Here is a 20,394-nt window from a genome sequence, read left to right as displayed (position 1 = left end):
CCGGAGGCGCCCTTTCTATTTTCCGTTGGCGTCGATCAGGCGAAAACATCCCCCGATGCGCGCGGTGCGAGGGCGCGATAAACGCCGACCGGCATCGAGAAGGTAATCATGATGACCGGCAGGTAGACGACCGCGGCCATGACGATCATCGTCAAAATCGCGCCCACCGCCGAACCGCCCATGATTGCGCCCAGGACGCCGCCGAAGATCATACCCGCAATCATTGCATAGATGAATATGCCGATCGTGAAGAGCAGATAGAAGCCGACAATCGTCCACTGCGACGGCCCCGTGAGCCGCCACGATTCACCGAGGCCCGTGACCGGATTGCGCGTCAACTGATTGGCCATGACAGGGCCGGCAACCAGGAAACGGCCCTGGACCCACAGCAGGAAAACAATCATTGCGACGTAGAGGATGATTATTAAGAAGATCGCGCCGCCGCCAATCGCTCCCGCTCCACCCGATTCCAGCATCCCCGGGGAAAAAGCCCCCATGCCGCCGAGTGCCGCGCCGAAAATCAGCGTCAGGACGAACATGATGATGAAGATGACGATATAGGCGGCGATCATCACCACCAACATGCCAAAGGCCAGCGCCGGCCCGGCCTGGAACGCCCAGGCGAAATTCGGCGCTTCTCCGGGGTGCATGCCGCCGCGCCAGATGAGCATCGAAACGCCGTAAAAAATCACCGCCGCGATCAGCGCGAAAAGAGCAATCTTGCCAAAAGCACCCATCACGAGCGACGGGTCGTTGGGCGCCAGCGCCATTGCCGAGAAAGTCGATCCAAGGAGCAGATAACCGAGCAGACCGACGACGAGCAGCGCCCCGCCCATCCAGATCAGCATCTGCGTCCAATTCGCCTTGAGAAACGCGAAGGTTTCCGAAAAGGCCGCTCCGATACTCATTTTCGTCATGTCACTTCCCCCTGTTTTTAAACCAGACTCTCACTCCATCCAAGGCGGACAAAAGCCTGACCGGCTTCGCCCATTTGCGACACATCATTATTATTGGCGGTGGCCCGCATCACTGAAACACGTCGGACGAGGTCCGCAGCGCGAGCTGGCGATAGGCAGCCGCCGAAACGGCAATCGACGCCAGACTGCCGACGGCGCTGAATACTGCCTCGACGAAGCCGCCCAGCATCCGCCCGAATCCCGGTTCGCTGCCCGCGATGACCGAGACGACGCCCCCGATGATCAACGCCGCGATCACGATCACCAGCGCGACGAGAAACAGGAAAAAGAAGATCGCCCAGCCGTTGCCCCGGGTGAGGTCCCAGCTCGTCCGGATCGCCTCGAAGGGGTTGTAGAGGCTGCGGTCGGCCACCGCCGGCGCGACCAGCGCGAGACGACCGACCAGATAGAGGCCGGGGACGAGCAACAGGAGAAAACCGAAACCGATCGCGATCCCGCACAATATCTGGATCGCGATCATCGTCGGGAAGAGCATGAGCGCAAAGGTCAGCGCCTCGCCGACGCTGGTCCCGGTCCGCGACAGCCACAGCCGCAGGATTCCCGCCGTACCGATGAGCGCTGAGAGCGCGATCGCCAGTTGCCCCGGGATCATCTGGCGAAAGCTTTCGCGAAACGTTTCCATGACCTGATTGAAATCAGCGCCCGCCGCGGGCTCGATCGGCACCGGGCCGAACCATGCGACCGCGAGCGCGGGCAGGAACAGAAAAACGCCGGCGATCGTGCCGACCAGCGCCGTGTGTGATTTCAAAAGTTGCAGCGTGTCGTCCCACGCGGCGCCCATGTCGAATTTTACCATTGATACCCCGTCATTTTTTCGATTTCCCTGTTGCGGCGAAGGTGACGATCTTCGGCGCTCCTGTCCAGCCCCGTCGGCAACGGGTGCAGAGGGTCTTGCGCGAGACGTCGCGGCGGGCCAGATAGCCCGCGCGATGCGCCCTCTTTCCCCGCCCGAATGGACCATCAGTCCCGGCCTGACCGATTATGATGCGGCGCTCGCCGATATGGAGGTGCGCGCCGCCGCGATCCACGCCGGCGAGGCGGGCGAGCGCATCTGGCTGATCGAGCATCCGCCGCTTTATACCGCGGGGACGAGCGCCGATCCCGCCGAGCTGCTCAATCCGCAATTTCCGGTTTATGATGCGGGACGCGGCGGGCGCTATACCTATCATGGGCCGGGCCAGCGCGTCGGCTATGTCCAGCTCGACCTGACGAAACGCGGGCGCGACGTGCGCACCTATGTCTCCGCGCTCGAAGGCTGGGTGATCGACGCGCTCGCGTTGCTCGGCGTCGAAGCGCGCCGCGCCGAGGGCCGCATCGGCATCTGGACCGACGACGCCAACGGCCGCGAGGCCAAGATCGGGGCGATCGGGGTGCGCGTGAAGCGCTGGGTGACGATGCACGGCTTTTCGCTCAACGTCGCGCCTGATCTGGCGCATTTCGGCGGCATCGTGCCGTGCGGCATCGCCGAATTTCCGGTGACGAGCCTCGCGGCGCTGGGGCGGACCGCATCTTTTGCCGACGTCGACGCGGCGCTTGTTCAGACGCTTCCCGCCTTTCTCGACAAGCTTTCACCGAAAGACTAGGAACGCCGCATGACCCGCATCCTTCTCGCATCGCTCTCCCTGCTCGCGCTCGCTGCCTGTGGTGGCGGCGATACCGCCGGCAAGTCGACGACCAAGCTCGACGCGGTCGAGGTCCAGCCGGGATCGGTGAGCGATTCGATGATCATCCTCGACGATGCGGTGAGCGACGGCACGGCAGTCGACAACAGCACCCCTGACGACGGCACGAAGAAGGATGCGGCCAAGAGCGATGCGGCGGACACAGCGGATGAGCCGGCCGAAGAAAGCGCCGAGGCCGATAATCCCGATGCGGTCGACATGCCCGTCGCGAAAAAGGCGATCATCGCTGATCCCGCCGCGAAAAAGAGCGAATAGCTCCTAGCGCAATCCCAGATTCTTGTGCGTCTGCAGCGACAGGCGCCAGCGCGGATCGTCCATCACCAAGTCGATGCACGCCTGCACATTGGCGGCGGCGTGCGGATCGTCGAGCGGCTGGACGAGCAGATGCTTGAAATCGAGCGTCGCAAGCCGCGCGACATCGCTGCCCGGTTGCGGCCATACGAGTTTCAACTCGTCGCCGCTCGTCTGCACCAGTTCGCTGCCCGCCTTCGGGCTGACGCAGATCCAGTCGATGCTGCGCGGGATCGGGAAAGTGCCGTTGCTTTCGATCGCGATCGTGAAGCCGCGATCGTGCAGCGCGTCGATCAGCGCCGCGTCGACCTGCAGCATCGGCTCGCCGCCGGTGAGCACGACATAGCGGTCGCCGCTGCCCTGCCCCCAGCTTTCGGCGATGACATCGGCGAGTGCAGCCGCCGTTTTATATTTGCCGCCCAAGGTCCCGTCGGTGCCGACGAAATCGGTGTCGCAGAATTGGCAGATCGCCTTGGCACGATCCTTCTCGCGCCCCGTCCACAAATTGCAGCCGGCAAAGCGGCAGAAGACGGCACGGCGCCCTGCCTGTGCGCCCTCCCCCTGCAGCGTGAGGAAAATCTCTTTGACGGCGTAGGTCATCGGCTCAGGCGTATCGCGTCGGGTCGGCGAGCCCCGCGTCGGCGAAGCCCTTGCTGCGCAAACGGCAACTGTCGCACGACCCGCAGTGCAGCCCTTCGGGCGTCGGGTCGTAGCACGACCAGCTCATCCCCGCGTCCATGCCCAGCCGCGCCGCTTCGGCGGCGATATCGGCCTTGGTCATATGCTGGAGCGGCGCGTGGATATGGAAATCGACGCCCTTGTCGCCGTCGCGCGTCGCGAGCGCGGCGAGCTTTTCGAACCCCTGGATGAATTCGGGGCGGCAGTCAGGATAGCCCGAATAGTCGAGCGCATTGACGCCGATGACGATGTCCTGGGCCTGCCGCGCTTCGGCGAGGCCGAGCGTCAGCGACAGGAAGATGAGGTTGCGCGCGGGGACATAGGTGATCGGGACATCGTCGCTAACACCATCCTTCGGCACGTCGATATCGGCGGTGAGCGCCGAGCCACCGAACCGGCGAAGGTCGAGCGGCAGAACGATATGTTCGGCCGCGCCAACATAGTTCGCGATGCGCGTCGCCGATTCCAGTTCGACGCGGTGGCGCTGGTTATAATCGATCGTGAGCGCGACGATCCGCGCGCCCGCTTCGCGTGCGAGGCCCGCGCAGACCATCGAGTCGAGGCCGCCCGACAGGAGGGCGATCACCGTTTTTCCGGAAACTTGCTGCATCGGCGCCAGATAGGCCCGCGCCGCGGGGCGCGCAAGTGCTGCGCCGCATCAAAGAAAATGGGCCGCGAGGCAATTGCCGCACGGCCCAGTTCGGCATGACAGCCGTTAGGGAGAAGGGCATATGAAGAAGCCCTGCACCTCGTTTAACGCCGCATGGTTAATATTTCGTTCGATCAGCACCCGCCGGTGCGGCGCGCCTCAATCGCCTGCGAAAACGGCCTACCCTCGGCGATGCCCTGGGTGTCGATCTGGACGAGCCGGTTCGTTTCGCTGCGGATGCTCGTGCGACCATGCCCCGCACCGGGGCAGGTATAATGGACGGTCACCGAATTCGGCGTGTCTTCGATGACATAGCGCGAACAGGTCGAGCGTGGATGCTGGATCTGGATCATCCGTCGCGCGTCGCCGACGCAAATCGTCTGCAACACGTCTTCCTTGCCGCGTTCGCGAAGCTGCCAGCTGCCTTTTTCGAGGCGGTCGAGCATCGCCAGCGAGGGTGCCTGCGCCGGTACTGCGCTCGCCGCGGCGCAGCCGAGCGCGATGAGAAACATTCGCAATGTGGGAGAGAAGATCGCCATTCCACCTATCCATTGGCCGCCCGCGAGCGAGCGAATATGCGACCCTGTTGCCGTTCAGTTAGCAAGCCGGGGATGCGTTTTCAACCACTTGGCGCTGGATAACCTCGCCTCGTCGCCGAGATTTGTGGAAATTCCGTCGCTATTCCGCGCGATTGTGCGCCGAGATTTCATCGAGCGGGATCGGAAAGAAGCGCGAGCAAAAGGCGCAGTCGACGACGATCCGGCCATTTTCATCGGCCATGTCGGAACGCTCGACCTCCGGAAACTGCGCGAGCACCCCGGCGAAATAGCCGGTGCTGCACCGGCAGCCGCGCGACACCCCGATGCCCGGCTCGACGCGCACCTCGTCCTCGTGGAACAGCCGCCAGGCGAGCGTCTCGAGCGACGTCGCCGGATCGGTGAGTTCCTCGTCCTTCAGCGTCGCCGCGATGGTCTTGGCATGCTCCCATTCGGCATTGTCGTGACGCACGTGCAACCGGTCGCGGCCGACTTCGCCCTCGGGCAGATGCTGCAAGAGCAGCCCGCCGGCGAGGCAGCCCGCCTCGGGATCGTGGCGCGCGGCGAGCTTGATCAGGCTGGGGATCTGCTCGGACTGTTCGAAATAATGCTCGGCGGCCTCGCCGATCGACGCGCCTTCGAGCGGGACGATGCCCTGATAGCGCTCGGCGGTCGTCGCCTGGTCGAAGGTGATCGCAAGAAAACCCTCGCCGAACAGCGCGAACAAGGTCGGGTCAGCGCCGACTTCGGCGAGCCGTTCGGCATCGAATTTGAGGTAACCGCGCAGTTCGCCGCCGCGATAGTCGCAGACGAGCAGCTCAATGGGGCCGCCGCCGGTCTGCGCCTGCAGCGTCATCTGGCCATTTTCGTCCTTGAGCGTCGAGCCGAGCAGCACGGTCAGCACCAGCGCCTCCGCGAGCAGCTTTTCGGCCACGGGCGGATAATTATGCGCCCCCATGATCGTCTGGAGCGTCGGCCCGAGCCGCACCAGCCGCCCGCGCACATGGCGTTCGGCGATGGTGAACAGCAGGGGCTGGTCGAACCAGGTTTCGATGATGTCACTCACGTCTTCGAACTCACAATTTTCCGAGCGCCCAGAGCAGGATCGACTTCTGCGCATGAACGCGGTTTTCGGCCTCGTCCCAGACACGCGACTGCGGGCCGTCGATGACCGCATCGACAACCTCGTCGCCGCGGTGCGCGGGGAGGCAATGGAGGAAGATCGCGTCGCCCTTCGCGCCCGTCATCAGCCGCTCGTCGACCTGATAGGGCGCCATCGCCGCAATTTTGTTGTGCGCATGATCCTGCCCCATCGACACCCAGGTGTCGGTGACGACCAGATCGGCGCCCGCAACCGCCTCGCGTGCGTCGCGCATGATGTCGATGCGGACACCCTTCGCGCGCGCCGCTTCGACGAAGCTCGCATCGGGTTCATAGCCCTGCGGAACGCCGGCGCGGACGTGGAAACCGAACAGCCCCGCCGCCTCGATCAGCGACGAGAGGACATTGTTGCCGTCGCCAAGCCAAGCGAGCTCGAGCCCCGGCAACGCCTTGCCGCTTTCGACGACCGTCAGCAAGTCGGCGACGATCTGGCACGGATGCGACAGGTCGGTCAGGCCGTTGATCACCGGCACGCTCGCATATTCGGCAAGCTCTTCGACTTTCGCATGGTCGTCGGTGCGGATCATGATCGCGTCGGCGTAGCGCGACAGTACGCGCGCGGTGTCGGCGATCGTCTCGCCGCGCCCGAGCTGGGTCACGCCGGCGTCCATGATCATCGGCGTGCCGCCAAGCTGGCGGATCGCGATGTCGAACGAGGCGCGGGTGCGCGTCGAATTCTTCTCGAACACCATCGCGAGCACATGGCCCGCGAGCGGCGCATCGGCGTCGACCTTGCCCTTTGGCCAGCCGGCGCGCGCCGCCTTGCGATCGATCGCATCGGCGAGCATCGCGGCGACCGCGTCGCCGCCCGCGTCGGACAGGTTCAGGAAATGCCGCATCAGCCTTCGGGCGGCGTGTAGCTCGCCGCGCCCGCTGACAGTTTCTCAATGAACTCGGCGATATGGCTGTCGTCGATGTTGAGTGGCGGCAGCACGCGGACGACATTCTCGCCCGCTGCGACGGTCAGCAGACCATGATTGTCGCGAAGATGCGCGACGAACGCGCGGCTGTCCGAATTGAGCTTGAGCCCGAGCATCAGGCCGACACCGCGGACGCTGTCGAACAGCTGGTCATGATTGGGAATGAGCTGTTCGAGTGCGCCGCGGAGGCGTTCGCCGGTCGCCTTGACCTGGTCGAGGAAGCCCTCTTCGAGCACGACGTCGAGCACGGCCTGGCCCGCGGCACAAGCGAGCGGGTTGCCGCCATAGGTCGAACCGTGGGTGCCGATGACCATGCCGCGCGCGGCTTTCTCGGTCGCGAGACACGCGCCCATCGGGAAGCCCCCGCCGATGCCCTTGGCGGTCGCCATGATGTCGGGGGTGACGCCGAAATGTTCATAAGCGTAGAGGTGGCCCGTGCGCGCGACGCCGCACTGGACCTCGTCGAACACGAGCATCAGGTCGCGCTTGTCGCAAATGTCGCGCAGCGCCTGAAGGAAGGGCTGCGACGCCGGGCGGATGCCGCCTTCGCCCTGGATCGGTTCGACCAGGAAACCCGCCGTATTGTCATCGACCAGATCGAGCGCGGCGTTGATGTCGTCGAACGGCGCATAGGCGAAACCGGGAAGCAGCGGATCGAAACCCTTGCGCAGCTTTTCCTGATTGGTTGCCGAGATGGTCCCGAGCGTGCGCCCGTGGAAGGCGTTGTTGAAGGTAATGAGCGTATGCTTTTCGGCGTTGCCCGCGCTCGAGTGATAGGCGCGCGCGGTCTTGATCGAACATTCGACCGCTTCGGCGCCCGAGTTGGTCAGGAATACCGTGTCGGCGAACGTATTCTCGACGAGGCGCGCAGCATAGGCTTCGCCCTGCGGGCTGCCGTAGAGGTTCGACACATGCATCAGCATCGCCGCCTGCTCCTGGATCGCCTTCGTCAGATGCGGGTGGCCATGACCGAGCAGGTTGACCGCGATGCCGCTCGCGAAGTCCAGATAGCGTTCGCCTCGCTCGCCGATCAGATAGGCACCCTCGCCGCGAACCGGACGTACACCGCACCGGGGGTATACGGGCATCAGCGGCGTGATCGTCATGGCAGGCACCTTTCAGTCAAAAGTAAAAAGGCGACCCTTCTGCGGGCCGCCCTTGGTCGGGCCGCTCCTATACCGCCGCAGTCCGAGGCGCGTCAACACAGCGCCGCGTGCGCGGCTAGAGCGCTTTCGCCGCCTCCATCGTCAGCGCGAGCGAATGTTTGCGCGCATCATGGTCGTACATCGACGACGCGATGATCACCTCGTCGACGCCGGTGCGCGCGATGAAGGCCTTCAGCCCCGCCGCGACATCGTCGGCGGTGCCGACCGCCGAGCATTGCAGCACATGGTCGAGGATCGCGCGCGCGTTCGGCGGCAGGCCGTCCTTGTAGCCCGCAAGCGGCGGCTGCATCTTGCCCGGATTGCCGGTGCGCAGCGCGACGAACGCCTGTTGCTGCGACGAGGCAAGCAACTCGGCTTCCTCGCGCGTATCGGCAGCAAAGGCATTGAACGCAGCGGCGGCATAGGGCTGGGCAAGCTGAGCCGAAGGCTTGAACTGGCGGCGATAGATATCGAGCGCTTCGTCGAGCGCGTCGGGCTCGAAATGGCTGGCGAAGGCGTAGGGCAATCCAAGCATCGCCGCGAGTTGTGCGCCAAAGGTGCTGGAGCCGAGGATCCACAGCGGGATATGCGTCCCCGCGCCCGGCACAGCGGAAATGCCAAGTTGTTCGTCGCCAGCGAGGAAGGCTTGAAGCTCCAGCACGTCCTGCGGAAACTGGCGCTCGTCGCTGGCGAGCGTCCGGCGTAGCGCTCGTGCAACGCGTTGATCCGATCCGGGCGCGCGCCCCAGACCCAGGTCGATCCGGCCAGGGAACAGGGCTTCGAGCGTCCCGAACTGCTCGGCGATCACCATCGGGGCGTGGTTGGGTAGCATGATGCCCGCCGAACCAATGCGAATGCTGTGGGTCGCGTGCCCGATGTGTGCGAGCACGACCGAGGTCGCGGCGCTCGCGATCCCCGTCATGCCATGATGTTCGGCGACCCAATAGCGTCCGTAGCCGAGTGCCTCGGCGTGGCGGGCGAGATCGGCGGCGTTGGCGAGCGATTGGGCGATCGTGCCGGTGTCGGTCACGGGCACGAGGTCGAGGAAAGAGAGTTTCGTCATGAAACCGATATGCGGTCGCGGGGACCGTGGTTCAAGCTCACCGCTTCGCGGGCATGGCGAAGAAAAACTATGCGCGCTCGTCCTTTGGCGAGTCCATCAGCACATAGGTGGTGATCGAGTGCACCTGCGGCAGCACGCCGAGCACTTCGGTGTGGAAATGCTTGTACGCCGCCAGATCCTCGGTCTCGACGCGCAGCAGATATTCGATCGTGCCAGTGATGTTGTGGCATTCGCGGACTTCGGGCGCGCCCGCCATCGCCGCCTCGAAATCGACCTGCGACTTTTTCGTGTGCGACGACAGGCCGACCGTCACATAGGCAAGGAAGGTCAATCCAAGCTTCGCCGGATCGATCACCGCGCGATAGCCCTTGATCACGCCGCTGCGTTCGAGTTCCTGCACACGACGAAGGCACGCCGACGGCGAAAGCCCGACGCGCTCCGCCAGCTCGAGGTTCGAGATTCGCCCATCGAGCGATAGCTCACGCAATATCTTGCGGCCAATAGTATCGATCTTGATCATAGATTGCATAATCTAGCTCGCAGCGGGCCAACTTTGCAATCCATCGCGCATCAAAACGCATTATGTTGCACGCATGAACCAGACCACCCTCCTCGCGCTCTCCGCCTTCGCGCTCGTCTCGTCGATCACGCCGGGACCGAACAATATGATGCTGATGGCGTCGGGCGCCAATTTTGGGCTGCGCCGCACCGTGCCGCACGCGCTGGGGGTCGGTATCGGCTTCACCTTGATGATCGTGCTTGTCGGGGTCGGGCTGATGGGCCTGTTCGACCTGTTCCCGATACTCAACACGGTGCTGAAGGTGGTGAGCGTCGTTTATCTGCTCTGGCTCGCGTGGAAGATCGCCAACGCTGCCGCGCCCGACACCGAAAGCGGCGCGCGCGGCAAGCCGATGACTTTCGTGCAGGCGATGCTGTTCCAGTGGGTGAACCCCAAGGCCTGGTCGATGGCGCTGACCGCGATCGCGCTTTATGCGCCCGACCGCAATTTCGGCGCGGTGCTGCTCGTCGCGGTCGTGTTCGGGATCATCAACCTGCCCTCGACCAGCCTCTGGGCGGTGATGGGCCAGGTGATGCGCAGCTGGCTATCGAGCCCGGCGCGGCTCAAGGGGTTCAACTGGACGATGGCGGCGTTGCTCGTCGGATCGCTCGCGCTCCTGATCTGACCCGATTGCAAGGTTGCGAAGCGCAACCTATGCACGGTGCTCCCCTCTTCTGACCGGAGAACAAGAGCATGCAGAGTCGTCGCCTCGGCAAGAGCGCCATCCATGTGTCCGACATCTGCATGGGGACGATGACCTTCGGCAGCCAGGCCGACGAGGCGACCGCGTTCCGCGTCCTCGACCGCTGCTTCGACGCGGGGATCAATTTCTACGACACCGCCGAAGGCTATCCGGTGCCGCCAGACGTCAAATGGGTCGGCCGCACCGAGGAGATCGTCGGGCGCTGGATGAAAACCAAGCCGCGCGACGCGATCATCCTTGCGACGAAGGTGTCGGGACCGAGCCATGTCTGGTTCCGGTCGCCGTGCCGGAACGGGATGACCGCGCTCGACCGCAAGAATATCATGCAGGCGGTCGACGACAGCCTGACGCGGCTGCAGACCGATTATATCGACCTCTATCAGACGCACTGGCCCGACCATGACGCGCCCTATGACGAGATGATGGACGCGCTCGACGAACTCGTCCGCGCCGGCAAGGTGCGCATCCTCGGATGCTCGAACGAAACGAGCTGGGGGCTGATGAAATCGCTCGCGGCGTCGGATCGGCTCGGCGGCGCGCGCTATCATACGATCCAGAATAATTTCAGCCTCAACAACCGCCGCTTCGAGGATGAGCTGGCGCAGGTATGCCGGCAGGAAGGCGTGAGCCTCATCCCCTATTCACCGCTGGCGGGCGGGGTTTTGTCGGGCAAATATCAGGGCGGGGCACGGCCCGAAGGCGCGCGCTTCTCACGCTATCTCGGCATGGAAGGACGGCATGCTGCGATGGGCCAGCGTTTCGTCAACGAAAAGACCCTCGCCGCGACCGAACGCTATCTCAAGATCGCCAAAGAGGCCGGACTTCATCCCGTGACGATGGCGACCGCCTGGTCGAAGCAGCATGATTTCGTCGCTTCGACGATCGTCGGGGTCAGCGCTTATGATCAGGTCGATCCGATCCTCGATGCGATGGAACTGGTGCTGTCCGACGACCTGATGAAGGCGCTGTACAAGGTCAGCAAGGACATCCTCTACCCGATGGGCTGAACGGACGGCCATTCGAGGATCAGCGCCTCGCCGGCCGGCAGCGCGCGCCATGCCTTGGAAAGCCGCTCGAAGGCTTCGAACACGCGGGGCCGCGCGGCGTCGATCCGCGCGCGCTCGTCGGGACTGAGGCCCGCGCGCGTCCGCTCGGCCTCGCCGAGCGCCGCGCGCTGCGCCGGGCTGTCGGCGCGCTTGCTGCTCCGCCAGCCGATGTCGAACAGGAAAGCGGCGATTTCGGACAGTTCGCCTTCGCGGCCCTGGCTCTTGATCAGCTTCGCGCCCTTCGCGACCTGCTTGCGTGCCGCGCGCTGGCGCTCCTTTGCCGACAAAGCCCCACCCGCTTCGACATGGAAGGAACCGGCGTCACCGCCCGCCGCGATCTGGCCGAACACGCCGGTCTTGAGCCCCAGCGCCGCCTCGACGACGAAATGCACCATGTCGTGCGGCAGGTCGGGATCGAAGCCCGGCGCCGGGTCCATCACCAGCACCGGCGCACCGGTGCGCTCGATCCGCATGCTGTAGCGGCGCTCGCCCGACCGGATGAAATGGACTTTCATGGGGTCAGCCTATAGGTTCGGCGCACCGTCTGCCAAAAGGATTTGTGATGTTCCCTGCCCGCCGCGCGTTTTTCGCCCTCGCTGCTTTTTCCGCCGTGATCGGCACCGCGCACGCCGCGAACCCGACGATGTTTCGCGATGCGGGCTGCGGCTGCTGCCTCAAATGGCTTGAGCAGGTGAAAGCCTCGTTCGGACAGAAGGCGGTCGTGGTGAATTCGCCCGACATGAATGCGGTGAAGGACAAGCAGGGCGTGCCGCAGGCGCTGCGCAGCTGCCACACCGTGCTCGTCGGCGGTTATGTGATCGAAGGCCATGTGCCCGCGAAGGAAATCAGCCGCCTGCTCCGTGAGAAGCCGAAAGGCGTGAAGGGCCTCGCGGTCGCCGGCATGCCGACGGGTTCGCCCGGCATGGAGCATGGCAATCACCGCGAAGCCTATAAGGTCATGACCTTCGGCCCCGCGGGCCAGCGCGTCTATGCGAGCTATGCCGCGAGCGGCGGCGCGCACGCGCACTGATCGGGCGGCGGCTCGATGCTCTTCCGCGCCGCCATTCTCGAACGCATCCGGACCGGCGAGGTCACGCTCGCCTTTCGGCGGTGGCGGCGCCCGACCGTCAAGGCGGGCGGACGGCTGCGCACCGCGATCGGCGAACTGGCGATCGAAAGCGTGACTCCCTGTGCGGCGGCCGCGATTACCGACGCCGATGCGCGCGCGGCCGGTTTCGGGTCGCGCGCCGAATTGTTCGCCGAACTCGACGCGCGACCCGACGGCGACATCTATCGCATCGCCCTCCGCTTCGATCGGCCCGATCCGCGCATCGCGCTCCGCGAGGCCGGCGATCTTTCGGCGGACGAGGTGGCGTCGCTCGCGCAGCGGCTCGATCGCCTCGACCGGGGTTCCGGTCCATGGACGCGGCCCGTCCTGCACCATATCGCCGCCCACGAAAAACAGGCGGCGGCCGATATCGCAAAATCGCTCAGCGTCGAGAAGATGTGGCTCAAGCAGAATATCCGCAAGCTCAAGGAGCTGGGCCTGACCGAAAGTCTCGAGACCGGATATCGGCTGTCGCCGCGCGGCAAGGCGCTGCTCGAGGCCCTGCCACGCTAGCGGCGTCAGGCGAGTTCGGCCTTGAACAGCGCCAGCATTCGCGCCCACGCCTTTTCGGCCGCGGCCTCGTTATAGGCACGGCCGTCGGGCGGGCACCAGCCGTGCATCGCGCCTTCGTAAACCTCGACCTCGTGCCACTGCTTGCGGGGTTCGAGAACCGCCTTCAGCAGCACCTTTTCGTTCGGAGTTTCCTTGTCGTCATTGTCGGCGATCGCGAACAAATAGCCGGCGTTGGTTTTCGGAATCAGCAGGTGCGGACTGTCGGGCTTGTCGGTGCCGACGCCGCCGCCATGGAAGCTGCCCGCCGCGCCGACGCGATCGGGCTTCAGCGCCGCAGTATAGATCGTCATCGCCCCGCCCATGCAATAGCCGGTGGTGCCGATCTTGCGCTTGGTGTCGACCTCCTTCTGCGCGTCAAGGAAAGCCAGATGCGCCTTGGCGTCAGTCTCGACGATCGGGCGCGTCAGCAGCTTCAGGTAACCGAACAATTTTTCGCGGATCGCCGGATCGTTGAAATCGCTCGTCGCGGTCACGACGGGCGACTTTTGCCAGCGGTAGAAGGGATTGACGCAGAGCACGGCATAGCCCTCGCCCGCCAGCCGGTCGGCCATCTGGCGAAAGGCGGGACGCAGCCCGCGAATATCGGGCCAGATGAGCACGCCGGGATGTTTGCCGCTCGCGGGCGCGACGAAATAGGCGTCGCAGGTGCCATCGGCGGTCTTGATCTCGACATCGCGGCCCTTCACCGGCTTGCCCGCGATCGCGCGCGCGGGCAGCGCCGCGATCAGCGCACCGCCACCCGCAAGCGCGGCAAAACTACGCCGCCCGACGGGCAATCCCGCGCGGTCGAGATCGGCTTCGGTGTTTTCTGTGCACATATCTCTCTCCTCGAAGGGTGTTTTGGAAAGTCGCGGAAAACTGCGTAACTTCACTCGCGATTGCATATTTCGTCCCGTGATCGGGATCGAACCGGGCGCGAAGCTAATCCAGCTGCCCAAAGTAGGACAGCGATTTTTGAGCGGGTTAATCGCCCTATCTTTTGTCATTCCCGCGAAAGCGGGAACCCAGCGAACCGCCGCTACTGGGTTCCCGCTTTCGCGGGAATGACGAAAGGAGAGATAGCGGTAGCAACGTCGTCGAACGTCAGCGCCACATGATGCACGCCAACCTCTTGCAGCATCGCGCCATGTCCCGCGCGGTCGACGATATGCCCCGCGCCGCAAAAGCCAACGACGGTCATCCCCGCCGCAATCGCCGCCTGCGCGCCGGTCGGCGAATCCTCGATCGCGAGGCACTGCGTCGGGTCGACCCCAAGCCCTTTCGCGGCGGCGAGATAGATATCGGGGTGTGGCTTGCCGCGGTCCCAGCCGTCGGCGCTGTAGACATGTTCGCCGAAATGGTGGCCGAGGCCGAACAACCCGAGCGCCCAGCCGATATATTCGGCGCGGCTCGACGAGGCGATCGCGCGCGGGAGCGGACCGAGCGTGTCGAGGAAGGCGGCGACGCCGGGAACGGCATCGAAGCCCTCCATATAGCGCGCCCGCGCGCGGTCGCGGTGCGTCTCGCGGAAATCGGCGGGCAGCGCGCGGCCATAGCGCGCGACAATCCGCCGTTCGGTCTCCTGCCAATTATGGCCATAATAGTCGCGCAGGCACTCGTCGTAGGTCGCGGGCATGCCGGCGGCGGTCAGGCTCTCGGCGAGCGACAGGTTGGCGCGCACCTCGCTGTCGGCGACGACGCCGTCGAAATCGAAGATGATCGCGGCGGGAAGGGTCGGTCTGATATTCTTCATATTTCCCGCCTAGAGCATCGGGGATCAGGAGACACCCCAATGAAATTCATTTCGCTCAAGTCGCGCGGCGGCAATTATCTTGTCGTCGCCGAAAATGTCGCCTGGCTTCGCGACTATGAAAATGGCCAGACGCAGGTCGGCATGGTCGGCGGCGCGCCGCTGTTGATCGTCGGCAAGATCGACGAAATCGCAGCGTCAATTCTGGAGCAGGCGAATGCGGCGGAGTGATGGGCGGGCGCCCTACTCCACGGTAACCGATTTCGCCAGATTGCGCGGCTGATCGACGTCGGTCCCCTTCGCGACCGCAACATGATACGCTAGCAACTGCACCGGCACCGCATAGACGAGCGGTGCGATGAGCGGGTGGACCTTGGGCATCTCGATCGTCGCCATGCAGCCGTCGCCGGCTTCGGCGAGACCCTCAGCGTCCGAAATCAGCACGACCTTGCCGCCGCGCGCCATGACTTCCTGCATGTTGCTGACGGTCTTTTCGAACAGCGGGCCGCTGGGGGCGAGGACGATCACCGGGACCGCTTCGTCGATCAGTGCGATCGGGCCATGCTTCATCTCGCCCGAGGCGTAGCCCTCGGCGTGGATGTATGAGATTTCCTTGAGCTTGAGCGCGCCTTCGAGCGCGAGCGGATAGTCGGGGCCGCGGCCGAGGTAGAGGACGTCGCGCGCCGGGGCGACTAGATGCGCCATCTTCGAGATTTCCTCGTCGTGCGCGAGCGCGGCGTTCAAGGCGGCGGGCGCCTCGATCAGATGCTTGACGATTTCGCGTTCTTCAGCGGCGCTGAGCTTGCCTTTCTTGAGCGCGAGGTGCGCGGCGAGCGCGGCGAGCACCGCAAGCTGGCAGGTGAAGGCCTTGGTCGAGGCGACGCCGATTTCGGGGCCGGCGTGGGTCGGGAGCAGCAGGTCGGCCTCGCGCGCCATGCTGCTCGTCGGCACGTTGACGACGACCGCAATCGTCTGTCCGTTCGCCTTGCAATGGCGGAGCGCCGCGAGCGTGTCGGCGGTCTCGCCCGACTGCGAGATGAAGAGCGCTAGCCCGCCGGGCTGGAGCACCGGGTCGCGGTAGCGGAACTCAGACGCGACATCGATGTCGACGGGGACGCGCGCGAAGGTTTCGAACCAATATTTCGCAACCATCCCGGCGTAGAAGCTGGTGCCGCACGCGACGATGGTGATGCGCTCGACCGTCGACAGGTCGAAATCCATCTGCGGCAGCGCGACGGTCTGTTCGAGCGGGCGGATGTAGGAGGAGAGCGTCTGCGCGACCACCGTCGGCTGCTCGAAAATCTCCTTCTGCATGAAGTGGCGGTAATTGCCCTTCTCGATTGTCGCGGCGGTGACGCCCGAGGTGGTGATTTCGCGCGTTACGGGATTGTTTTCCGCGTCGAAGATTTGCGCGCCGTCGCGGGTGATGACGACCCAGTCGCCCTCGTCGAGATAGGCGATCTTCTGCGTCAGCGGCGCGAGCGCGAGCGCGTCCGAGCCAAGATAGGTTTCGCCCTCGCCATAGCCGACGACGAGCGGCGAGCCGAGGCGTGCGCCGATGAGGAGGTCCGGATGCTGGCGGAAGGCAATCGCGAGCGCGAAGGCGCCGCGGAGCTGCGGGAGCACCGCCTTCACCGCGTCCTGCGGCGACTTGCCCGCTTCGACCTGCTCGCTGACGAGGTGCGCGACGACTTCGGTGTCGGTCTCGCTTTCGAACTTGCGGCCGCGCGCCTGCAAGGCTTCGCGCAGCGGCTTGAAATTCTCGATGATACCGTTGTGGACGAGCGCGACTTCGCCCGTCGCGTGCGGGTGCGCGTTGCTCGTTGTAGGCGCGCCGTGCGTCGCCCAGCGCGTGTGCGCGATGCCGACGGTGCCCGGCGCGGGGTTGCCGGCGAGTTCCTTGACGAGATTGCCGAGCTTGCCCTCGGCGCGGCGGCGGATCAGCTGGCCGCCCTCGACCGTGCACACGCCCGCCGAGTCATAGCCGCGATATTCCATGCGCTTCAGCCCGTCGACCAGGCGGTCCGCCACCTGGGCCGTGCCGATGATTCCGATAATTCCGCACATGTTTTCTTACCTTCGTTCAAAGCGTGTAAGGCACGCGAATCCCCGGCATGGCCGCCGGAAAATCCTTTACATTCCGCGTCACGAGAACGCGACCGCGGGTGAGCGCGGTGGCAAGTATGATCGCATCCGGTGATTTCAATCCCGGTCGTTCACGGCGGAGCGCCGCTGCGCGATCGGCAATTTCCTCGTCGAGCTCGTCGATCCCGAAACCCGACAAAAGAGCCTGCGCGCGCCGGAGCCCCTCACCCTCGCCTTTCGACATGATTTCGAGCCAGACGGTCCGGCTGATCCAGACACGGCCTCGCCCTGCAGCGCGCTCGATTTCCGTTCGCGCCTGCGGGAATCCGCGCAGCAAGTCGATCAGAATATTGGTGTCAAAAGCAAAGCCGCTCACTTTTTCTGGCGCTTTTTCTTCGGCTTATCAAGCTTGCCGCCCTGCTCTGCAAGCCAAGCTTTGTGCGCCTCATGCTCCCGATCGTCATTGGCATCGAACAGGTCGGGAAACTCGGCGCGCGTCGCCTCATAATCGGCATCCCAAGGCCGCGTTGACGCCGCGCGTTCGCGCCGCTGCCAATCAACCGCGTCGCCGATATCGTCGCGTGATTGCCACGCACCGAAGCCCTTTTCTATCCAATCGTGAGGCGCATGCGGCCGATAGGCGGTGACGGCGTCACGGAGCACCGCCGCCCGCGACTTGCCTTGCTCGACCGCGAGTTGGTCGAGCCAGCGGATATCCTCGTCGGGCAAATCTGCAAGAATGCGAGTCATTGATATACTGATATCATATCACGATATCAAATCAAGCCAGCAACTGCTTTCGATAGACGAGGAAACCGGATTTTTCCGCGATGCGATCATAGAGCATCATCGCCGTCTCGTTCGTTTCATGCGTCAGCCAATAGACGCGCGGCAGCGAACGCTCCTTTGCGGCGTCATAGACCGCCTCGATCAGCGCGCGGCCGACGCCCTTTCCGCGCGCTTCGGCGGTGGTGAACAGGTCCTGCAGATAAAGCGACGGCAGCAGCGAGGTGGTGCTGCGATGCAGGAGATAATGGGTGAGGCCGAGAAGCGCGCCGTCCTGTTCGGCGACCAGCGCGAACATCGGCTCATAGGGGTCGAAGAAGCGCTCCCACGTCGCAGTCGTGATTTCCGGCGCCAGCGCCGTATCGCCGCTACGGCCGTAAAATGCGTTATAGCCGTCCCATAAAGGCAGCCAGCGATCATAGTCGGCGCGCGCCGCCGGACGGACGATCAGGCCGCTCATGTCCGCCCGAAATTCCGGTCGACGAAGATCATCGCGAACTGCACCGGGTCGGGCGCCTCGCCATTGCCCGCGGCGAAGCGCGCCTTGCCGTCGGTCCAGATTTTCAGGATCTGTGCCTTCAGTTCGGGGCCGAACTTCATCTGCTGCTCGACGATCTGCTCCCAGCTTCCCTTGACACCAAAGCTCTGCTCGAGCTGCGGCACCATCGCCTTGCAATAAGTCTCGGTCGCCGCGTCGAGATGCCCGATCGCCTTCAGCACCCAGGCGTCGACAAAGCGCAGGAAGGGCTTGTCGGTATAGCGGTCACTCATTGCGTCTTCTCCATCATCCATTCGTCGCGGAGCAGGCCATAGATCAGCGAATCACGCACGCCGATATGCGTTTCCCACTCGCTGCGCAGCCGTCCCTCGCGCTGAAATCCCAGCCGTTCGAGCAGCCCGATCGAACCGGGGTTTTCGGGGTCGGTGTCGGCAAAGATCCGGCGCAGCCCCATCTCGCCGAAGCCATGGTCGATCACCCGCGTCACCGCCTCGCGCGCGATGCCGCCGCCCCAGCGGTCGCGGCGCAGGATATAGCCGATCTCTTTCACGTCGGGCTTGCCGTCGATCAGGATCACCCAGCCGAGCGCCGCGTCATCGCCCGCGGTGATCGCCCAGCAAAGAAAGCCCTGCCCTTCGGCGGCATTGCCTTTGACATATGCCTCGGTCTCGGCGGGTGATGCGTGCGGCCCGCTCGACCACCATGTCATCACCTCGGGATCGGACAGCACCGGAAACAGCGCGGCGGCATCGTCGTCGCGCAGCTGGCGCAGCACGAGGCGCGCGGTCGTCAGCGTCGGCGCGGGCATCGGGCTATTTCTTTTCCGCCGCTTTTTTCTTGCGCATCGCATCGTGGAAACGGTCGGCCCAGCCGGGCTTGACCAGCTGCTCGGCGCGAACGAGGCGAAGCTCGCCGTCGGCGACGTCAAGCGTCACGGCGCTGCCCGCGGCAACTATCGCGTCGCGGCCGATCCTGACCGGCGCGATCAGCGCGCTGTTCGATCCGATGAAAGCGTTCTCGCCGATCTCGGTCTTATATTTGAAATAGCCGTCATAATTGCAGGTGATCGTGCCCGCGCCGATGTTTGCGCCGGCGCCCACAGTGACGTCGCCCAGATAAGTGAGGTGGTTCGCCTTCGCGCCGTTGCCGAGCACGGCTTTCTTCGTCTCGACAAAATTGCCGATCTTAGCCTTTTCGCCAAGAACCGTGCCGGGGCGCAGCCGCGCGAACGGACCGACTTCGCAGCCAGCGCCGACTATGGCCCCCTCGATATGGCAGTTCGCGCGGATCTTCACATTGTCCGCGATCTTCACGCCGGGGCCGAAGAAGACATTGGGCTCGATCGTCACGTCGCGGCCCAGTTCGGTATCCCATGAAAACCAGACGGTGTCGGGAGCGCGAAGCGACGCGCCCTCCGCCATCGTTTCCTCGCGCTTGAACGCCTGCCATTGCGCCTCGGCCGTCGCGAGTTCGGCGCGGCTGTTGATCCCGGCGACATCGGCCGGATCGGTCTTCACGACCGCGCAGGACCGCCCGTCGGCGTTCGCGATATTGACGATGTCGACGAGATAATATTCCTTCGCGGCATTATCGTCGGTGACGCGCGCGAGCAGCGCGAAGAGGTCGGCCGACTTCGCCGCCATCAGCCCCGAATTGCACAGCTTTACCGCGCGCTCGGCGTCGGACGCGTCCTTATGCTCGACCATTTTCACAACGCGGTCGCCTTCGGTGATCACGCGGCCATATTGCAACGCATCGGCCGGCTCGAACGCGAGCACGACGACGGCGGGCGCATCGGCCGCGTTAAGCCGGTCGATCATCGCGCGCATCGTCGCCGCGGGGACGAAGGGCACATCGCCGTAGAGGATCAGCACATCGCCGTCGAAACCGGCCAGCGCCGCCTCGCCCTGCCGCACCGCGTGCCCGGTGCCGAGTTGCGGGTCCTGCACCGCAAGCTCCGCGCTGCCCGCCAGCGCGGCTTCGAGCTGGTCGGCCTTGTCGCCGACGACCACGACCTTCTTCGCGGGGCCGAGTTCGTCGACGCTCGCCATCAGGTGCAGCAGCATCGGCCGGCCCGCGATCGGGTGGAGCACCTTGTGCAAGTCGGACTTCATGCGGGTGCCCTTGCCCGCGGCAAGGACGATAGCGGCGATCTTGTTGCTCATGCGCGCTGCCATGCCAGCAAATCATTGCGGTTTCCAGAG

Annotated in this window: 27 protein-coding genes; 7 read left to right on the top strand and 20 right to left on the bottom strand. The window is 64.6% G+C overall.

Annotated elements, in window-relative coordinates:
- Positions 1–35 precede the first annotated feature (35 nt).
- Entirely contained in the window at positions 36–770 is a 735-nt protein-coding gene (locus tag FG91_RS01050; protein WP_152567951.1) for a hypothetical protein, read from the bottom strand.
- 256 nt (positions 771–1,026) lie between these two features.
- Positions 1,027–1,773 carry a glycerophosphoryl diester phosphodiesterase membrane domain-containing protein gene (locus FG91_RS01045; protein ID WP_037510713.1) on the bottom strand — a complete coding sequence of 249 codons (747 nt, stop codon included), beginning with the start codon at positions 1,771–1,773 and terminating at the stop codon, positions 1,027–1,029.
- A 133-nt stretch (positions 1,774–1,906) separates the two neighbouring features.
- Here FG91_RS01045 and lipB point away from each other — a divergent pair, with 133 nt between their 5' ends.
- Together lipB and FG91_RS01035 are read left to right on the top strand one after the other, a co-directional pair.
- Positions 1,907–2,560, top strand: coding sequence for a lipoyl(octanoyl) transferase LipB (gene lipB, locus FG91_RS01040; protein ID WP_037510710.1), 654 nt, complete (start codon positions 1,907–1,909; stop codon positions 2,558–2,560).
- 9 nt (positions 2,561–2,569) lie between these two features.
- Positions 2,570–2,914: a hypothetical protein gene (locus FG91_RS01035; RefSeq protein WP_037510708.1), complete on the top strand. Its 345-nt coding sequence runs from the start codon at positions 2,570–2,572 to the stop codon at positions 2,912–2,914.
- Positions 2,915–2,917: 3 nt separating this feature from the next.
- On the opposite strand, the gene queE is transcribed toward FG91_RS01035, so the two are convergent.
- From queE to FG91_RS00995, 8 genes are all read right to left on the bottom strand, one after another.
- A complete protein-coding gene (gene queE / locus FG91_RS01030; protein ID WP_037510705.1) occupies positions 2,918–3,550 on the bottom strand; it encodes a 7-carboxy-7-deazaguanine synthase in 633 nt (210 codons plus the stop codon).
- A 4-nt stretch (positions 3,551–3,554) separates the two neighbouring features.
- Entirely contained in the window at positions 3,555–4,238 is a 684-nt protein-coding gene (gene queC / locus FG91_RS01025; protein ID WP_037510702.1) for a 7-cyano-7-deazaguanine synthase QueC, read from the bottom strand.
- Between the two features lie 173 nt (positions 4,239–4,411).
- On the bottom strand, positions 4,412–4,816 hold the full coding sequence (locus tag FG91_RS01020; RefSeq protein ID WP_037510699.1) for a hypothetical protein: 405 nt from the start codon (positions 4,814–4,816) through the stop codon (positions 4,412–4,414).
- A gap of 139 nt (positions 4,817–4,955) precedes the next feature.
- A complete protein-coding gene (hslO, locus tag FG91_RS01015; RefSeq protein ID WP_235211894.1) occupies positions 4,956–5,879 on the bottom strand; it encodes an Hsp33 family molecular chaperone HslO in 924 nt (307 codons plus the stop codon).
- A gap of 10 nt (positions 5,880–5,889) precedes the next feature.
- On the bottom strand, positions 5,890–6,816 hold the full coding sequence (gene argF / locus FG91_RS01010) for an ornithine carbamoyltransferase (RefSeq protein ID WP_037510697.1): 927 nt from the start codon (positions 6,814–6,816) through the stop codon (positions 5,890–5,892).
- Positions 6,813–8,000 (bottom strand): aspartate aminotransferase family protein, encoded by a 1,188-nt coding sequence (locus FG91_RS01005; RefSeq protein ID WP_037510696.1) that lies wholly within the window; start codon positions 7,998–8,000, stop codon positions 6,813–6,815. The genes argF and FG91_RS01005 overlap by 4 nt, the downstream gene beginning before the upstream one ends.
- Before the next feature lie 115 nt (positions 8,001–8,115).
- Complete coding sequence (locus FG91_RS01000) at positions 8,116–9,102, bottom strand: LLM class flavin-dependent oxidoreductase (RefSeq protein WP_037510694.1); 987 nt, start codon at positions 9,100–9,102, stop codon at positions 8,116–8,118.
- Positions 9,103–9,169: 67 nt separating this feature from the next.
- Positions 9,170–9,631 (bottom strand): Lrp/AsnC family transcriptional regulator, encoded by a 462-nt coding sequence (locus FG91_RS00995; RefSeq protein WP_231732643.1) that lies wholly within the window; start codon positions 9,629–9,631, stop codon positions 9,170–9,172.
- 64 nt (positions 9,632–9,695) lie between these two features.
- Between FG91_RS00995 and FG91_RS00990 the strand changes: the two genes are divergently transcribed.
- Positions 9,696–10,286 carry a LysE family translocator gene (locus FG91_RS00990; RefSeq protein WP_037510690.1) on the top strand — a complete coding sequence of 197 codons (591 nt, stop codon included), beginning with the start codon at positions 9,696–9,698 and terminating at the stop codon, positions 10,284–10,286.
- Between the two features lie 68 nt (positions 10,287–10,354).
- Positions 10,355–11,371: an aldo/keto reductase gene (locus FG91_RS00985; RefSeq protein ID WP_037510687.1), complete on the top strand. Its 1,017-nt coding sequence runs from the start codon at positions 10,355–10,357 to the stop codon at positions 11,369–11,371.
- On the opposite strand, the gene FG91_RS00980 is transcribed toward FG91_RS00985, so the two are convergent.
- Entirely contained in the window at positions 11,356–11,925 is a 570-nt protein-coding gene (locus FG91_RS00980) for a hypothetical protein (RefSeq protein ID WP_052187184.1), read from the bottom strand. The two genes, FG91_RS00985 and FG91_RS00980, sit on opposite strands and share 16 nt — an antisense overlap.
- A gap of 47 nt (positions 11,926–11,972) precedes the next feature.
- Here FG91_RS00980 and FG91_RS00975 point away from each other — a divergent pair, with 47 nt between their 5' ends.
- Positions 11,973–12,440, top strand: coding sequence for a DUF411 domain-containing protein (locus FG91_RS00975; protein ID WP_037510684.1), 468 nt, complete (start codon positions 11,973–11,975; stop codon positions 12,438–12,440).
- Positions 12,441–12,455: 15 nt separating this feature from the next.
- Positions 12,456–13,031 carry a winged helix DNA-binding protein gene (locus FG91_RS00970; RefSeq protein WP_037510681.1) on the top strand — a complete coding sequence of 192 codons (576 nt, stop codon included), beginning with the start codon at positions 12,456–12,458 and terminating at the stop codon, positions 13,029–13,031.
- Positions 13,032–13,036: 5 nt separating this feature from the next.
- On the opposite strand, the gene FG91_RS00965 is transcribed toward FG91_RS00970, so the two are convergent.
- Both FG91_RS00965 and FG91_RS00960 read right to left on the bottom strand, forming a co-directional pair.
- Positions 13,037–13,909 (bottom strand): dienelactone hydrolase family protein, encoded by an 873-nt coding sequence (locus tag FG91_RS00965; RefSeq protein WP_037510678.1) that lies wholly within the window; start codon positions 13,907–13,909, stop codon positions 13,037–13,039.
- Positions 13,910–14,109: 200 nt separating this feature from the next.
- Complete coding sequence (locus FG91_RS00960) at positions 14,110–14,823, bottom strand: HAD family hydrolase (protein ID WP_052187183.1); 714 nt, start codon at positions 14,821–14,823, stop codon at positions 14,110–14,112.
- 39 nt (positions 14,824–14,862) lie between these two features.
- Between FG91_RS00960 and FG91_RS00955 the strand changes: the two genes are divergently transcribed.
- Positions 14,863–15,051, top strand: coding sequence for a hypothetical protein (locus tag FG91_RS00955; protein ID WP_037510676.1), 189 nt, complete (start codon positions 14,863–14,865; stop codon positions 15,049–15,051).
- Positions 15,052–15,063: 12 nt separating this feature from the next.
- On the opposite strand, the gene glmS is transcribed toward FG91_RS00955, so the two are convergent.
- Genes glmS through glmU form a run of 7 tightly spaced genes read right to left on the bottom strand, consistent with a single transcriptional unit; the run spans position 15,064 to position 20,355 of the window.
- The gene (gene glmS / locus FG91_RS00950) at positions 15,064–16,887 is read right to left on the bottom strand and encodes a glutamine--fructose-6-phosphate transaminase (isomerizing) (RefSeq protein WP_037510672.1); all 1,824 of its coding nucleotides are present in this window, start codon (positions 16,885–16,887) and stop codon (positions 15,064–15,066) included.
- A 16-nt stretch (positions 16,888–16,903) separates the two neighbouring features.
- Positions 16,904–17,281, bottom strand: coding sequence for a type II toxin-antitoxin system VapC family toxin (locus FG91_RS00945; RefSeq protein ID WP_037510669.1), 378 nt, complete (start codon positions 17,279–17,281; stop codon positions 16,904–16,906).
- Positions 17,278–17,655 (bottom strand): ribbon-helix-helix protein, CopG family, encoded by a 378-nt coding sequence (locus FG91_RS00940; RefSeq protein ID WP_037510666.1) that lies wholly within the window; start codon positions 17,653–17,655, stop codon positions 17,278–17,280. Before FG91_RS00940 ends, FG91_RS00945 begins: the two co-directional genes overlap by 4 nt.
- Before the next feature lie 31 nt (positions 17,656–17,686).
- Positions 17,687–18,151 carry a GNAT family N-acetyltransferase gene (locus FG91_RS00935; protein ID WP_037510663.1) on the bottom strand — a complete coding sequence of 155 codons (465 nt, stop codon included), beginning with the start codon at positions 18,149–18,151 and terminating at the stop codon, positions 17,687–17,689.
- Complete coding sequence (locus tag FG91_RS00930; RefSeq protein ID WP_037510660.1) at positions 18,148–18,462, bottom strand: hypothetical protein; 315 nt, start codon at positions 18,460–18,462, stop codon at positions 18,148–18,150. Before FG91_RS00930 ends, FG91_RS00935 begins: the two co-directional genes overlap by 4 nt.
- Complete coding sequence (locus FG91_RS00925) at positions 18,459–18,998, bottom strand: GNAT family N-acetyltransferase (RefSeq protein ID WP_037510657.1); 540 nt, start codon at positions 18,996–18,998, stop codon at positions 18,459–18,461. The genes FG91_RS00930 and FG91_RS00925 overlap by 4 nt, the downstream gene beginning before the upstream one ends.
- Positions 18,999–19,002: 4 nt before the next feature.
- Entirely contained in the window at positions 19,003–20,355 is a 1,353-nt protein-coding gene (gene glmU / locus FG91_RS00920) for a bifunctional N-acetylglucosamine-1-phosphate uridyltransferase/glucosamine-1-phosphate acetyltransferase (RefSeq protein ID WP_443027722.1), read from the bottom strand.
- Between the last annotated feature and the right edge of the window lie 39 nt (positions 20,356–20,394).

This window comes from Sphingopyxis sp. LC81 (assembly GCF_000756375.1).
Lineage (GTDB): Bacteria > Pseudomonadota > Alphaproteobacteria > Sphingomonadales > Sphingomonadaceae > Sphingopyxis.
The sequence above is the reverse complement of the archived record's forward strand: the minus strand, read 5'-3'. Positions and strand labels throughout refer to the sequence as shown.